The sequence below is a fragment of the Arthrobacter sp. AIWTK1 genome, assembly GCF_056680535.1.
In genome coordinates this window covers 2,812,173-2,826,731 of the sequence record NZ_CM155287.1, presented here as the reverse complement: position 1 = coordinate 2,826,731, position 14,559 = coordinate 2,812,173, and the positions used below count along the sequence as shown (strand labels likewise).

Annotated in this window: 11 protein-coding genes; 9 read left to right on the top strand and 2 right to left on the bottom strand. The window is 67.6% G+C overall.

Annotated features, from left to right (window positions below; genetic code table 11):
- The first annotated feature begins 53 nt into the window (after positions 1-53).
- Together AC1MDG_RS13010 and AC1MDG_RS13005 are read left to right on the top strand one after the other, a co-directional pair.
- Positions 54-1,070 (top strand): exonuclease domain-containing protein, encoded by a 1,017-nt coding sequence (locus tag AC1MDG_RS13010; RefSeq protein WP_479804303.1) that lies wholly within the window; start codon positions 54-56, stop codon positions 1,068-1,070.
- Between the two features lie 109 nt (positions 1,071-1,179).
- Positions 1,180-1,779 (top strand): DUF4395 domain-containing protein, encoded by a 600-nt coding sequence (locus AC1MDG_RS13005; RefSeq protein ID WP_479804301.1) that lies wholly within the window; start codon positions 1,180-1,182, stop codon positions 1,777-1,779.
- On the opposite strand, the gene AC1MDG_RS13000 is transcribed toward AC1MDG_RS13005, so the two are convergent.
- The gene (locus tag AC1MDG_RS13000; RefSeq protein WP_479804299.1) at positions 1,752-2,879 is read right to left on the bottom strand and encodes an ADP-ribosylglycohydrolase family protein; all 1,128 of its coding nucleotides are present in this window, start codon (positions 2,877-2,879) and stop codon (positions 1,752-1,754) included. The genes AC1MDG_RS13005 and AC1MDG_RS13000 overlap by 28 nt on opposite strands.
- 208 nt (positions 2,880-3,087) lie before the next feature.
- On the opposite strand from AC1MDG_RS13000, the gene AC1MDG_RS12995 reads away from it, so the two are divergent.
- The 4 genes from AC1MDG_RS12995 (at position 3,088) to AC1MDG_RS12980 (ending at position 10,014) form a co-directional block, all read left to right on the top strand.
- Entirely contained in the window at positions 3,088-4,041 is a 954-nt protein-coding gene (locus AC1MDG_RS12995) for an MIP/aquaporin family protein (protein WP_479804298.1), read from the top strand.
- A gap of 61 nt (positions 4,042-4,102) precedes the next feature.
- Positions 4,103-5,275 carry an exonuclease SbcCD subunit D gene (locus AC1MDG_RS12990; RefSeq protein ID WP_479804296.1) on the top strand — a complete coding sequence of 391 codons (1,173 nt, stop codon included), beginning with the start codon at positions 4,103-4,105 and terminating at the stop codon, positions 5,273-5,275.
- Complete coding sequence (locus AC1MDG_RS12985; protein ID WP_479804294.1) at positions 5,272-8,340, top strand: AAA family ATPase; 3,069 nt, start codon at positions 5,272-5,274, stop codon at positions 8,338-8,340. Before AC1MDG_RS12990 ends, AC1MDG_RS12985 begins: the two co-directional genes overlap by 4 nt.
- Before the next feature lie 186 nt (positions 8,341-8,526).
- Positions 8,527-10,014 (top strand): MFS transporter, encoded by a 1,488-nt coding sequence (locus tag AC1MDG_RS12980; RefSeq protein WP_479804292.1) that lies wholly within the window; start codon positions 8,527-8,529, stop codon positions 10,012-10,014.
- Between the two features lie 22 nt (positions 10,015-10,036).
- Here the strand turns inward: AC1MDG_RS12980 and AC1MDG_RS12975 are convergent, their stop codons facing one another.
- Complete coding sequence (locus AC1MDG_RS12975; protein ID WP_479804290.1) at positions 10,037-10,771, bottom strand: IclR family transcriptional regulator; 735 nt, start codon at positions 10,769-10,771, stop codon at positions 10,037-10,039.
- Between the two features lie 166 nt (positions 10,772-10,937).
- On the opposite strand from AC1MDG_RS12975, the gene AC1MDG_RS12970 reads away from it, so the two are divergent.
- From AC1MDG_RS12970 to AC1MDG_RS12960, 3 genes are all read left to right on the top strand, one after another.
- Positions 10,938-11,471, top strand: coding sequence for a flavin reductase family protein (locus AC1MDG_RS12970; RefSeq protein ID WP_479809097.1), 534 nt, complete (start codon positions 10,938-10,940; stop codon positions 11,469-11,471).
- Between the two features lie 57 nt (positions 11,472-11,528).
- Entirely contained in the window at positions 11,529-12,983 is a 1,455-nt protein-coding gene (hpaB, locus tag AC1MDG_RS12965; RefSeq protein WP_479804288.1) for a 4-hydroxyphenylacetate 3-monooxygenase, oxygenase component, read from the top strand.
- Positions 12,984-13,173: 190 nt separating this feature from the next.
- Positions 13,174-14,508: an MFS transporter gene (locus tag AC1MDG_RS12960; RefSeq protein WP_043482523.1), complete on the top strand. Its 1,335-nt coding sequence runs from the start codon at positions 13,174-13,176 to the stop codon at positions 14,506-14,508.
- Positions 14,509-14,559 lie beyond the last annotated feature (51 nt).

Here is a 14,559-nt window from a genome sequence, read left to right as displayed (position 1 = left end):
ACAGGCGGGCCCACGGTGCCGGGGCTCGGGCCGGCCGGCGGTAAAGTTGAGCCGTGGGTTTGGACTTTACGGCGATCGACTTCGAGACAGCCAACGGCTTCCGCGGTTCGCCGTGCGCCGTTGGCCTGAGCAAGGTCCGCGGCGGCGTAGTGGTGGAGGAAGCCTCCTGGCTGATGCGCCCGCCCGAAAACCACGACCGGTTCGACTACCACAACGTGCGGGTCCACGGCATCCGGCCCGAGGACGTGGCAGGCCTGCCGCGCTTCGGTGAGCTCTTCCCCGAGATCGGCGCATTCGTTGGCGGTGACGTCCTGGCCGCGCACAACGCCGCCTTCGACCTGGGCGTGATCCGGTCCGGGCTGGAAGTGTCCGGGCTGCCGGGTCCCGCCTACGACTATGTGTGTACGGTGATGCTGTCGCGCCGGTGCTACTCCTTGGTCTCCAATTCGCTGCCCTACGCTGCCGAGGAAGCCGGTGTCCCGCTGGTCAACCATCACGACGCGGCTGAGGATGCCAGGGCGTGCGCCGGAATCCTGATCGACATAGCGCAGCGGAACGGCGCCGGCAGCATCGCCGAACTCTACATGTCCCTGGGCCTCTCGCTGCCGCACCAGCCGGCGTTTGATCCCGCGCGCGACGGCCTGTCGAAGGCGACCCTGACGGCCTTGGGCGCGGTCGGCGGCACCGGAACCGCTGCGGCGAGGCCGTTCAAGCCGGGCTGGCCCGAGGAAGGGGCCAACCCCGCTCCCAGTCCCGACGCCGAACCCGGGCATCCGCTGTTCGGGCAGACTGTGGTTTTCACGGGGGAGCTGGCCATGCCCCGGCCCGAAGCCAAGGTCCTGTCCGCGGAGTTCGGCGCCCAGCCCGAGAGCCGGGTGACCGGCCGGACCACGGTGCTGGTGGTCGGCGACGGCTTCGTGGCTTCGGACCTCCGCTCCGGCCGCCTGACGGGCAAGGCCCGGCGGGTCCTGGATCTCCACGAGCGCGGCCAGCGCATCGAGGTGCTGTCCGAAGGGGAGTTCCTGCAGATGGTGGGCGGGCAGGTGCCCGCAGCCGCGGCCCTGATCTAGCATCGGTTCCCCGGCGGACGCCGGTTCCCCGGCCGCCCCCGGGTGGGCAGGACGGTCACACGGCGCAACAATCCTTCCGGTGCTGCCGGCGGCCTCCTAGCCTTGCAGCATGGGCAAACTGCTGGTCACCGATTCCACCACTGTCACCGCGGCTGATGCCGCTCCCGCCACCGGCGCTGCCACTGCGGCGGAAAACCGGCGCGCCGGGGTGGACTGGGGCAAGGTGTTCGAATTCCCCAACCCCGTCAACGAGTATGCCGCCAGGATCACGGCGGGCCTGGTCGTGATGCTGGCCGCCGTCACGCTCTTGACGGGCTGGGACTGGGGAGTGGCAGTAATCGCCGGCGGCTTCTGGCTGCGCGTGCTGTTCGGCCCCCGGATTTCACCGTTGGCCCAGCTCTCCGTCAAGGTTCTGGCGCCGCGCCTGGGCCGGGCGAAGCTTGTCCCCGGGCCGCCCAAGCGCTTCGCGCAGGGCATCGGTGCGGCCATGTCGACTGCTGCGGCGCTGCTGCTCGCGGCAGGGCTCGCACCCGACGCCTGGACGCTCCTCACGGTCCTGGTCCTCGCAGCCTCGCTGGAGGCGTTCGCAGGGTTCTGCCTGGGCTGCGCGATCTTCGGCTTCCTTCAGCGCCGCGGACTCATTCCGGAGGACGTCTGCGGAGGCGTGCAACAACATCACCCTCAGGCGATCGTAACCTTGACCAGTTGACCGGCCATGCCCCGGATAACCTCCGGTGCTTCCAGGAACTCCAGCCACTCCGCCGGAAGGCCTTCCTCGCCGTAAAGCGCTCCCAGGATGTTTCCGGCAATGGAAGCGGTGGAGTCGCTGTCCCCGCTGTGGTTCACGGCCAGCACAATGGCTTCGCGGAAGTGCGACTGCGGGTCGATGCCGGCGGTTTCCGGTGCGGCGTCGCCAGCCATATCCCGTGCCGGTGCTGTGGCCAGCACCGCGTAAAGCGCGACGGCGAGGGCCTCCTCTGCCACCCAGCCCTCCCCGAGTTCACGGACCAGTTCTTCGGGACCGAGGCGGGCACCCGCCGCCGGTCCGGAGACGCCCGCGAGCTGAAAGGCCCGCTCCAACCGGTCGATGAGCGCCGGCTCGGCGTCGTCCCGGCCGCGGGCATGGGCGAAGGCATATTCGGCCGCTTCGGGGAGACTTTGGCCACTCACAAGCGCGTGGATCAGGAGGCTGAATGTTCCTGCGCTCTGCCGCGCTGAACGGTGGCCGTGGGTCAATGAAGCCGCGTCAGTGCTCAGCTTGTACACCGCATCGGCAGGAATATGCGGAATGAGGCCGAACGGCGCAGAGCGCATTACCGTTCCGCAGCCCTTCGACTCGGGATTGACCGGACGGTACACGGTTCCCATTTCACCTGTGGCCAGGCCGCTGAGGCAGGCATTTCCCGGCGCACGCCGGTGCTTCAGGGCCGCCTGGCCGTCAATCCACCGCGGTTGCGGAACCGGAGCCGACGCGGGGACCGGCACCCCTTGCGTCGCCAGCCAGCGCAGGTAGGCCAGCCACACACACGCGTTGGCATCGGCGGCCGTGCCGGCGTTGGCCCACTCCAGCGCCTCCACGAGGCCGTCGACTGTGTACAGCGTCATTTGGGTGTCGTCCGAAAAGTGGCTGCCGGCGTCGAGCGCTGAAAAATCCTGAAGTCCCGCGGGGCCGAAGCGGCTCCGGATGGTGGAAATATCATCGAATTCCACGGCGTAGCCGAGGGAATCGCCCAAAGCGCCGCCCAGCAGGCAGCCATGGATCCGGGACTGGGGCGTCGGTGCCGGCGGGCGGGAAGGTTCAGTGCTCATGACTGTAAATTTACCCCGCGCAGGGCTGTGGAGCCGCCGGGCGCCGGCCCCCGGTCGCTGCGACGGCGTGCCGCGGGCTAAGCTCGAATCCAGCAAGCGTCCAGACTCAGTTGGCAGAATACGTCGGACAGTACATTGCCGGGCGCACCGCCGTCCGCACGCCCGCCGGAATCACCGGGCGGGCAACGAAGCAAAGGATTTCCAAAACATGACCTCCCCCGTGCCTGCACGCCCGACCCCAAGTCCCGACTTGCACGCCGCTCCGGAGGCTTTCAAACCCGGGCTTGTGGCACGTTTGTCAGCGGAGGCCTTTGGAACCCTGTTCCTGGTGATCGCCGGGCTGGGAGTGCCGCTGTTCACGATTCCCCAGTCCAACCCGTTGTCCGCCTCACTGGCCGCCGGCCTTGCCGTCACCGCCGCCATGCTCGCATTCGCCTACATCTCCGGCGGCCACTTCAACCCGGCGGTGACCCTGGGCAACGCCATTGCCGGCCGCATCAGGCTGCCGGAGGCTGCCGCGTACCTCGGAGCGCAGCTTGTCGGGGCTGTCGCCGGTACTTTGGCACTGTTCGGGATCCTGCGGACGGTCCCCAAAATCGAAGACACCCGTGCAGCCTTTGACACCGTAACGGCCGGCTTTGGCGAGCATTCCATCATCCAGGCGCCCCTGGCAGGAGTCCTGCTCGTCGAGGTACTTGGCGCAGCAATCCTGGTGGCTGTCTTCCTGGGCACCACTGCTGCACGCAACACCAGCAAAGCTGCCGCGCCCTTCGCCGTGGGACTCACGCTTGCCGTCCTGCTGCAGCTGGGCCAGGCCGTGGGCAACACGCCGTTCAACCCGGCGCGTGCCACTGCGTCGGCCATCTTCAGCAACTCCTGGTCCCTGGAACAGCTGTGGCTCTTCTGGGTGGCGCCGCTGGTGGGCGCCGCCATCGCAGGACTCGTGTTCCGCGGGTTCGCCGAAACCCCGGCTGCTGTTCCGGCAGGCGGACACGGCGCAGCCGACGACGCTGATCTCGACGACGCTGCGCACGAGTCCGACGACGAGGACATCGACAACAATCTCGAAGGTCATGCAGGCCGCGGCTCCGTCGCGGGGACTGCCGGCAACCCGGCTGATGATGACGCCCGCGACTTCTTTGACGGCAAGCGCGGACAGTAGTTGCGCGGCCATGCCGTGTCTGTACCGCAAAACTGTCGGTACCCGCGGATAGCTTAAGAACATGCGGTTATTGCACACTTCCGACTGGCACCTGGGCAGGTCGTTCCATGGCGTCGGCATGCTGGACGCCCAGCAGGGCTTCATCGACCAGCTGGTCGAATTCGTCGGCGAGGAGAACGTGGACGTAGTCCTGATCGCCGGTGATGTCTACGATCGCGCCCTGCCCGGCGTTGACGTGGTCCGCCTGCTGGACGACGCCCTGGTGCGGCTGACGGACGCGGGAGCGCAGGTGGTTCTCACCAGCGGAAACCACGATTCAGCCATCCGCCTCGGGTTTGCCTCAAAGCTGCTGGAACGCGGGGGAGTGCACCTGCGTACGCGGCTCACCGAACTGGACGTGCCGGTGCTGTTCCCGCTGGACGCCGCAGCGGACGGTCCGGTGCTGGCCATCTACGGCATTCCGTGGCTCGAGCCCAGGCTGGTTGCCGAGCAATTGGGCGTTGAGCCCGCCAGCCACTTCGAAGTGACGCGTGCTGCCACGGAAAAGATCCGGGCCGATGTGACCGCGCGGGCCAAGGCCGGGGCGGTTCATTCAGTGGTGCTGGCCCATACATTCGCCAGCGGCGGGATCAGCTCGGACAGCGAACGGGACCTGAGCATTGGCGGAGTCGGTGCCGTTCCGCTGGACCTCTTCGACGGCTTCGGCTACACCGCGCTGGGCCACCTGCACGGCAGGCAGTCGCTGTCACCGACCGTGCGCTACTCGGGATCACCCCTTGCTTACTCGTTCTCCGAGGCAAAGCACCGGAAGGGCGGCTGGCTGATCGAAGCGGACGCCACCGGCATTACGGCTGTCCGCGAAGTGCAGTGGGAGGCGCCTCGGGCGCTCGCCGTGCTGCGCGGCACGCTGGACCACCTCCTCTCGGCCGGGGAGCATGCGTGGGCCGAGACGGCTTATTGCCAGATCACCCTGACTGACTCCCAGCGCCCCGCCCAGGCGATGGACAAACTGCGCGCCCGCTTTCCGGACACCCTGGTGCTCGGTTTCCAGCCCGAGGGCGCCACGGCAGACGCCACCACGACGTACAGCACCAGGCTCGCTGCGGCGGACGATGATCTGTCCATCTGCTGCGGCTTCCTGGAGCACGTCCGCGGCCGCAGCACCGATGGCGCCGAAGCGGCTGTCCTGGCGGATGCCCTTGAAGCCGTACGCCTGGAAGAGGTGTCACAATGAGGATCCACCGGCTCGAGATTTCCGCGTTCGGCCCCTTTGCCGGCACAGAGCACATCGACTTTGACCGGCTCAGCGCGCATGGACTCTTCCTGCTGAACGGGGCAACCGGCGCCGGGAAGACCAGCGTGCTGGACGCCATCTGCTTCGCCCTGTACGGCTCCGTGCCGGGGGCACGCCAGGAGGGCAAACGACTCCGGAGCGACCACGCCGACGCCTCCGCCGAACCCCGCGTCACCTGTGAGTTCTCCGCCAAGGGGCGGCACTTTGAAGTCTCCAGGATGCCCGCGTGGAACCGGCCCAGCGCCAGGGGCAGGAACGGATTTACCGAGCAGAAGGCCAACACCCTGCTGCGGGAGCGCGTTGACGGGCAGTGGATCGAAAAATCCGGCCGGAACGATGAAGCCGGGGCGGAAATCAGCTCAGTGCTGGGCATGGACCGGGAGCAGTTCACCCGGGTAGTGATGCTGCCGCAGGGAGACTTCGCTGCCTTCCTCCGCTCGAAGCCCGCCGACCGGCTGGAACTGCTCCAAAGCCTCTTCGGCACCCAGCGCTTTGAAGCCGTTGAACAGGAACTCGCCCGGCGGGCCGCGGATGCCCGGACGCAGGTGGCCAGCCTCAACAACCAGTTGGACCTCCTGCTGGCGCAGGCCGGGTCCGAAGTGACGCCGGACCAGGAACTGCCGGACGCCCAGCCACGGCCCGAGGACCCCGATCTCCTTCTGGATTGGCTGCAGGACGCCGCCGCGGCCAAGGCCGGCGCACTGCAGTCCGAAGCGGACCAGGCGGCAGCAGCTCGCGCCGAGGCCGCACACCGCCTCGAGTCCGCTGCGGCGCGTGCTGACCGGCAGGCAAAGCTCGCGGCAGCGGAACGCCGGAGAGCGGCTGCGGACGCCGCTGCGCCTGAACTCCGGGAGAAGGCCCGGAAGCTTGGCCTGCACCGCAAGGCCGAGGTGCTCGGCGGCCAATTGCAGGCCGTGGACAGGGCCGTGGACGCCGAGGAGCGGGCAGCCCGGGCCATGGCGACGGCGGCCAACGAATTGCACGCTGCAGTCCTTGTTGATTCCGAGCTCGCTGCCCTGTCCGCCAACGGCCACACGGGCAGCGGCATCGCAGGCGAACAGTTCTTCGACGCTGCGATCGTGCGGAGCGAGCTCAGCCGGCTGCGCTCCCTCCGCGCCGTGCTCGAGGAACGCCTGCCGGACGAGGCCAGGCTGTCGGCGATGGTGGCACGCAGCGCTGAGCTCCGGAAGAACCTTGAGCAGTTGCGTGAGGGTAGGCGTGCGGGTGCTGCCGCCCTTGATGCCCTGCGCGCAGAGTATGCCGGGCTTCTCGCGGGCATGAAGCCCCTCGAGGAACTCGCTTCCGAAGCCCAGCTGCGGATCAAAGAGGCCGCAGCCGCGGAGGAACTCGTCTCCGTCGTCGGCCGTTACGCCGCAGCCGTCCGGGTCAGTTCCGGCGTTGCCGACAGGCACAGCGTTGCCCGGGATGACCACCAGAACCACCGCCAGCGGTGGCTGGACCTGCGGGAAGAGCGGCTCGCCAACGCTGCCGCGGAGCTTGCCTCCCAGCTTCGCCATGACGAGCCCTGCCCGGTCTGCGGCAGCCCTGACCATCCTTCTCCGGCGCCGGCGGCCACTGCTGCGTTGGCTGTTGCTGAAGCAGAACGTGCGGCCCAGGAAGCCTGCGAAGCTGCGGAAGCGGTGCTGGCAGCCCTGGACAAGGAACTGGCCGAATCCCGGCAGCAGGTCGCCGTACTGGCGGCCCAGGGCGGCGACCTCCCGCCGGAAGAAGCCCGTGCGGATGCTGCCCTGGCGAAGGGACGCGCGGACGAGGCAGCCGGCGCGGCCGCGGAGCTCGCTGCCAGCCGTGAGCGCCAGGCGGACCTGGAGGAACTCATCTCAGCTGCCGAATCAGCGCAGGCAGCCGCCGATTCCGGCGTGGCAAAGACGGAATCCACCCTCGGGGAAGTCGTTGACCAGGCGGATGACTTGGAAGGCGCGCTGGGCAAACTGCGTGCGGGCTACCCGACCCTCGGGGACCGGCTGAGCTCCCTCATCGAATCCACGGCGCTCCTGGAAAGAACAGATGCTGCGCGGACCGCCCTCGAACAGGCGGGGCTGCGGACCAGGGATGCCCGACAGCAGCTGGACCAGGCCCTTCCGGGGTCCGGGTTCGAATCGGCCGCGGCAGCCAGGTCCGTCCTGCTCCCGGCCCCGGACGAAGCCATGTTCGAAGCCGCTATCCGGTCCGGCCAGGACGAAGAAGCCCGTGTCGGGGAACTTTTCGCCAGCGAGGAACTGACCCTCGCCGCGCGCGAGCTTGAGGAGGACGGCCCGGTGGAGGCCGGGGTGCTGGAACAGCTCCGAACGGAGGATGCCGCCGCTGAACGCACCGCCAGGCAGGCGGTGGTGGCCGCGGGGCTCGCGGACAAGTCCGTCCTGACCCTTCGCCGGATCGCAGGGGACTATGCCCGGCTCGCGGCGTCAGGCCAAGGTCCCCGCAAACGCGCCGCACTGCTCACCGCGGTGGCCGAAGCCGCCCGCGGCGCCGGTGACAACACCTACCGCATGAGCCTGAACAGCTACGTGCTCGCGGCCAGGCTTGAGCAGGTGGCCCTCGCCGCCTCGGAGCGGCTGGTCGGCATGAGCGACGGACGGTACACCCTGCAGCATACGGACGCCAAGGCCGCCAGGGGCGCCAAATCCGGTCTAGGCCTGGAAGTCGTTGACCAGTGGACCGGGTACCGCAGGGACACCGCCACGCTGTCCGGCGGTGAGTCGTTCATGGCTTCGCTGGCCCTGGCGCTGGGCCTCGCGGACGTCGTGCAGCAGGAGTCCGGCGGCGTCGACATCGAGACACTCTTCGTGGACGAGGGCTTCGGCAGCCTCGACGAGCAGGCGCTGGAACAGGTGATGGATGCCCTCGAAGGTCTCCGGGACGGCGGCCGCGTGGTGGGCCTGGTGAGCCACGTACCGGAGATGAAGCAACGCATCAGCACCCAGCTCCAGGTGGTCAAGGGCCGTAACGGGTCCACCCTCCATATCTCGGACGACGCCGTCGCCTGATTTGCGAGGGACGCGCAGGGGCGCCCCGAACGGGTCCCTGCCCGGCACACTCCGCCCTGTGCCCCACCCTTCGCCCCGCCCTGCGCCCCAGCCCTGCGAACCGGGGCCTCGGCTACACTTGAAGAGTTACCGGGTCGCGCGCATCGGGAGGAGGGACGATGCGCACCTTTGAGCGAACCCGGAATCATGACCCCTTCACCCTCTTCGCAGGCAACCGCCGCAACTTCGTCCGCCACACCGTCCTCTTCCGTAACAGAAGTATCTTCCGTAGCGGGAGTGACGGACACCGCGCACCCCGCACGCCGGGCCGGGCAGGATTGCTCCGGCCCGCCTGCAGGCAGGGGAGGCCGCTACGCCCGCCTGCCGCTGCTGGCGGGCAAGGGCTTTATCCCGCTTGGCCTCTTCGCCCGGCTTCCCCTGGCCATGCTGACTGTCGGCGCCCTCACCCTGGTTACGGCCGTCACCGGCTCCTACGCCGTCGGCGGAGCAGCAGCCGGGGCCGTGGGCATCGGTTCAGCACTGGGAGCGCCGGTCCTTGGGGCATGGGCGGACCGCCTTGGGCAGCGCCCCGTGCTGCTGTTCGCCGCAGTACTCAACACTGCCGCGGTGGTGGCCCTGATCCTCGCGGCGTATCTCGTTCCCGCCGCCCAGGATTTTTCGGCGGCGTTGCCCGTCCTCGCAGCGGCGTTCGTCGCCGGAGCCAGCTGCCCGCAGGTCGGCCCGCTCGCCCGCGTCCGCTGGATGGCCCTGACCGCCCGGGGCAGCAAGGACGGAAACGCGCAGGACCTGGACGCAGCCCTGTCCTACGAAAGCACCGCGGATGAAGTGACCTTCGTCCTCGGCCCCGCACTCGTGGGCATCCTGGCAAGCCTGGTCGCCCCGTGGCTGCCGCTTGCCGTCGCGGCAATCCTGACGCTCACGCTGGTTCCCGCGTTCGCCGTTCACCGCACCCACCTCGCCGTACCGCTGAGCGAGCGCAGGCGCCGGGGCGCCCCGGGCGCTCAATCCGCGGACCCGCGTGACGCCATCCCGGGCACCGCCCACGCGGACTTCGCCGCAGGTTCCAGGACAGGCGCCCGCGTCCGCGGCGTGGCATCCGTTGCACTGCCCTTCCTGGCCATGCTGTGCATGGGAACCTTCTTCGGTGCCACCCAGACGGGCCTGAGCTCATTCTCGGCGAGCTTTGCCACGGCTGAAATTGCCGGACTGCTTTACGCCGTCATGGGACTGAGCTCCGCCGCTGCGGCCCTCAGCGTCGCCTACTGGCCCCAGCGATTCACGTTTCTGGCACGCTGGATGCTCAGCGCCGTGCTGATGGCCGGCCTTGCGGTGCTCTTGTTGCTGCCGGAATCGGCGCTCTCCATGGTGCTCGTTCTGCTCGTGCTGGGACTGCCGGTGGGCCCGCTGATGGTCACCGTGTTCGCCATCGGCGGGCAGGTGGCTCCCGCCGGGCGGCTGGGAACCGTCATGACTGCCCTGGCCAGCGGCATCGTCGCCGGTACGGCCCTGGGGTCCTCGGTCGCCGGCCAGCTGGCGCAGCACCACGGGTATTCCGCAGCGTTCCTTGTGCCGGTCTGCGCCGCAGCGGCGCTGTTCCTGCTGGGGGCGGTTGCCGCCGTCGTCCTCCGACACGGCAAGGCGCGCCGCCAGGGCGACGCCGCCGTCAGCCGCTAGAGAAGGTCGCAGGGCCAGTGCCCTACAGCAGTTGCTTCTCGATACGTGCGGCGCTCGACGCCAGGGCTGCTGCCACTTCAGCCGCGTCCTGCGTTGAGCGGATGTAGACGACCGCGACCGACGCCGGACGGCCGCCCGGCACGTTGATGGGGGCCGCCAATGATGACACCCCGGCAATGACTTCATCGTGGCTCGCCGCGTAGCCGCGTTTACGCGCTTCGGCTGCCTCGGGCCGGTAGGGGATGTCCGGCGCCAGCCGGTTCCACTCCTGTTCCGTGAGGGCAGACTGGATGGCGATGCCCGGGGCGCCGGCGCTGATCGGGTGCCGTGAACCGGGGTGCTGGACCACTGTGGCCGCCGAGTGCCTGGGCTCCACCGTCACCAGCGTGATGCAGTCCTGGTGGTCCCACACCGCAACGAAGGCAGTCATGTTCAGGGTGTTGGCAAGCTGGGTGAGCTCAGGCAGGGCCGCGGACTGCAGGTTGCGTGAAACCCCGCGGGCCAGGACCGCCAGGCCCGGGCCGGGCTGGACCTTGCCGGCGTCGTCCCGGACCAGGAGTGAATGATCCTCCAGCGTGCGCAGGATCCGGTAGGCCACGGAGCGGTGGACGCCCATGGCATCGGCAAGTTCGGCGATAGTGAGGGGCTGCCCGGCTTCCGCCAGGATTTCCAGCGCGCGGATTCCGCGTGACAGGGTCTGCGATGGTGAAGCCTGGGCGGTCGCGGCCTGCGTGCCGGCGCCGGCGGTCTGAGTCATGCTGTCCATCCTAGGCCGGGATCAGGGGCGCTCCGCCCCGGGGGTCTTGTGTTGCAACTCACTTTGGGCTAGCGTTCCATATGGGAACTATATGTTCAACTATAGAACATTTAAGAATAACCCTCCCAGTGATCGACTACACAGCAGACCATCCAAGGGATCAATGATGATTGCCAAGCCCCGCCCGGGGGAGGCCCACGGAGCGGGCAGTACGTCGGCCCCGCGGGCCCATCATTTCCGCGGGAGCCTCGGGAGGTTCGCCACCGGCGTCGCGATCGTGACCTTCGATGGCGCCACCCGGCGGCACGGCATCACCGTCAATTCGTTCACGTCCGTGTCCATGGAGCCGCCACTGGTCCTGGTCAGCATTGCCCGGACGGCCAGGGCGCACGACGAACTCTCGGGCCGTCCGTTTGCGGTGAACATCCTGGGCGCCGAACAGCGGTACCTTGCCACGCATTTCGCCGGCTGGCCCGGGCCGGAACCCCGGTGGGTGGAAGGCGGCACGGCCCCCCGCCTGGCCGGTGTCCTCGCGTACTTCGAGTGCACCCCCTGGGCTGAATACGACGGCGGCGACCACACCCTGTATCTCGGGGAAGTGGTGAACTTCGACTACCGCAGCGGCGACGCCCTGGCGTTCGCGAACGGCACCTACACCACCATCCCGGAAAGCCAGCTGGGGATGGAGGACCTGCTCTAGCCCCACGCCTCCTCAGCAGAAGCACCTGCAGCTCAACGACGACTGGAGAAAAGAACAATGGGCATCCGTACCGGCAGGCAGTACCTGGACAAACTGAACTCCATGACGCCCCACGTGGTGATCGACGGGGAAGTGGTCAGTGAAAAAATCGCTGAGCACCCAGCGTTCCGCAACGTGGCCAGATCCTACGCAAAACTCTTCGATATGCAGCACGACCCCGCGTTCCAGGAGGCGCTGACGTACACGTCGCCCTCCACGGGCGACCTCGTGAACGCTTCCTTCCTGGTTCCCAGGACCATTGAAGACCTCCAGCGCCGGCGCAGGGCCATTTCCACCTGGGCCGAATCGTCCAACGGCTTTCTGGGCCGCTCGGGCGATTACATGAATTCCTCCCTGACCGCGCTGGGTACCGCTGAAAAGTGGTTCTCCCAGGCCGACCCCACGTTCGGCGAGAACATCCGCAACTACTACGAATGGGCCCGGGAGAACGACGTACTGGCGACGCACACGCTCATCCCGCCGCAGGTCAACCGCTCCGTCTCTGGCTCCGAACAGATGGGCGGCCAGTTGTCGGCACGCATCGTCGAGGAGCGGGACGACGGCATTGTGATCAGCGGCGCGCGCATGCTGGCCACGATCGCCCCCATTGCCGACGAGCTCCTGGTGTTTCCCTCAACCGTGCTGCGTGGCACCCCGGAGGACGCCCCGTATTCGTACGCCTTCGCCATCCCCAATGATGCTCCGGGCCTGCGCTACCTCTGCCGCGCCTCGCTGTACAACGGCGGGAGCACCCACGACGAACCCCTTGCCTCGCGCTACGAGGAAATGGACGCCGTGGCCATCTTCGACAACGTTTTCGTGCCGAGCGAGCGGATATTCATGCTCGGCCACCCGCAGCTCTGCAACGCTTTCTACACGGAAACCGGCGCGGGCGCCCTCATGACGCACCAGGTGGTCACCCGGACCATCGCCAAGAGCGAGTTCTTCCTCGGCCTGGCGTCAGAGTTGGCAGAATCCATCGGAATCGACGGCTTCCAGCACATCCAGGAGGACATCGCGGAACTGATCATCGACGTCGAGATCGGCAAGGCGCTGATCCGTGCGTCGGAAGCGGACGCGGCCCTCAACGACGCCGGCGTGATGCTGCCCAAGTGGACCACGCTGAACGCCGCCAGGAACTGGTACCCCAAGATTGCGCAGCGCTTCCCGCAGATCATCCGGAAGTTCTCGGCGTCAGGGCTGATGGCGCTCCCCGGCGAGGCCGACCTCAACAGTGCGGCCCGGGGGGACATCGACATGTACCTGCAAGGCAAAACGCTCACCGGCCCGGAGCGCGTCCGCCTGTTCAAGCTTGCCTTTGATGCCTCCATCTCCGGCTTTTCGGGCCGGCAGTCCCTTTATGAGTACTTCTTCTTCGGTGATCCCGTCCGGATGGCCGGTGCCCTCGTCAACAGCTACGACCGGGAGCCGGTCCGGGCCAGGGTCCGCGAATTCCTCAACAGGCAGGACTGACCGTCCCGCCTGCCGGGGTCCCGCTGCCGCCGTCCAAGAGTCCGGCGACAGGGGGAACCAAAAGAATAGTGCGCTTTGTCACACATTCGAGTATCCTCATACCAACTGACCGTTCGATCGGTAATTCGCTCGACGTCATTCCACATTCGGTAGTAGCACGTTCGGTACTGCCCACAGCCACGGAGTTCCAATGACCGCAACTTCACACGTCGATTCAGAGGCGGGCCCCAGCAGCAAGCACGAGGAACGCAAGGTCCTCGCAGGCACGCTGGTCGGCACCACCATCGAGTGGTACGACTTCTTCATCTTCGCCCAGTTGACAGCGACGCTGCTGTCACCGCTGTTCCTCACCCCGCTGCAGGCCTCGAATCCCGGCCTTGCGCAAATCCTGTCCTTCGCGCTGATCGGGATCAGCTTCCTGTTCCGCCCGCTCGGCGCCGTCATCGCCGGCCACTTGGGCGACCGCCTGGGCCGCAAGGCCATGCTGGTCTTCACCCTCATCATGATGGGTGCCGCCACGGCACTGATCGGCATGCTGCCGACCTACAAGGACATCGGTGTCTGGGCTCCGATCCTGCTGATCCTGCTCCGCATCATCCAGGGGTTCTCCGCCGGCGGTGAATGGGGCGGTGCGGCCCTGATGGCTGTGGAGCACGCTCCCAAGAGCAAGCGGGGCCTCTTCGGGGCCTACCCGCAGATCGGCGTTCCCGTCGGCATGATCCTGGCAACGGGCCTCCTGTACTTCCTCAACACCAGCATGTCCAAGGAAGCCTTCGGCGCGTGGGGCTGGCGCGTACCGTTCCTGCTGTCCATCGTGCTGATCGTGGTGGGCTACCTCATCCGCCGTGCGGTGGCCGAAAGCCCGGTCTTCAAGGAGATGATCGAGCGCAAGGAGAAGGCCAAGGCCCCGCTCGGACAGCTGATCAAATTCCACAAGAAATCCGTGCTCTACTCCACCATGATCTTCATCGGCAATAACGCGGCCGGCTACCTGCTGATCGCGTTCTTCATCTCCTACGCCACCAAGACGCTGAAGATGCCGGTCGCCGAGATCCTGCTGGCCACCACCCTCGCGTCCTTCGGCTGGTTGATCTTCACGCTCGTGGGCGGCTGGCTCTCCGACAAGATCGGCCGGGTCAAGACGTTCCTCATCGGCTACGGCATCGTGTTCGCCTGGATGATCCCGATGTTCGCCCTGATCGACACCAAGAACATCATGCTTTACGGCGTGGCACTCTTCGTGCTGACCGTCGGCCTGGGGCTGTCCTACGGCCCGATGTCCGCCATGTACGCCGAGATGTTCCCGGCCAACGTCCGCTACTCGGGCATTTCCATCGGTTACGCCTTCGGTGCGATCCTGGGCGGTGCGTTCGCGGCCACCATTGCGGAGTCGCTGATGCAGGCCACCAAGTGGACCGGCTCCATCGGCATCTACATCATGATCCTGTGCGTCATTTCCGCAGTCGGTGTGCTCCTGGCCGGGGAAACCAAGGGCCGCCCGCTGGGCGTCAGCAGCCACCACTAGCGGCTGGCTGAAGCAGGCGACCTTGCAAGCACGACGGCGGGCGCGGACCAC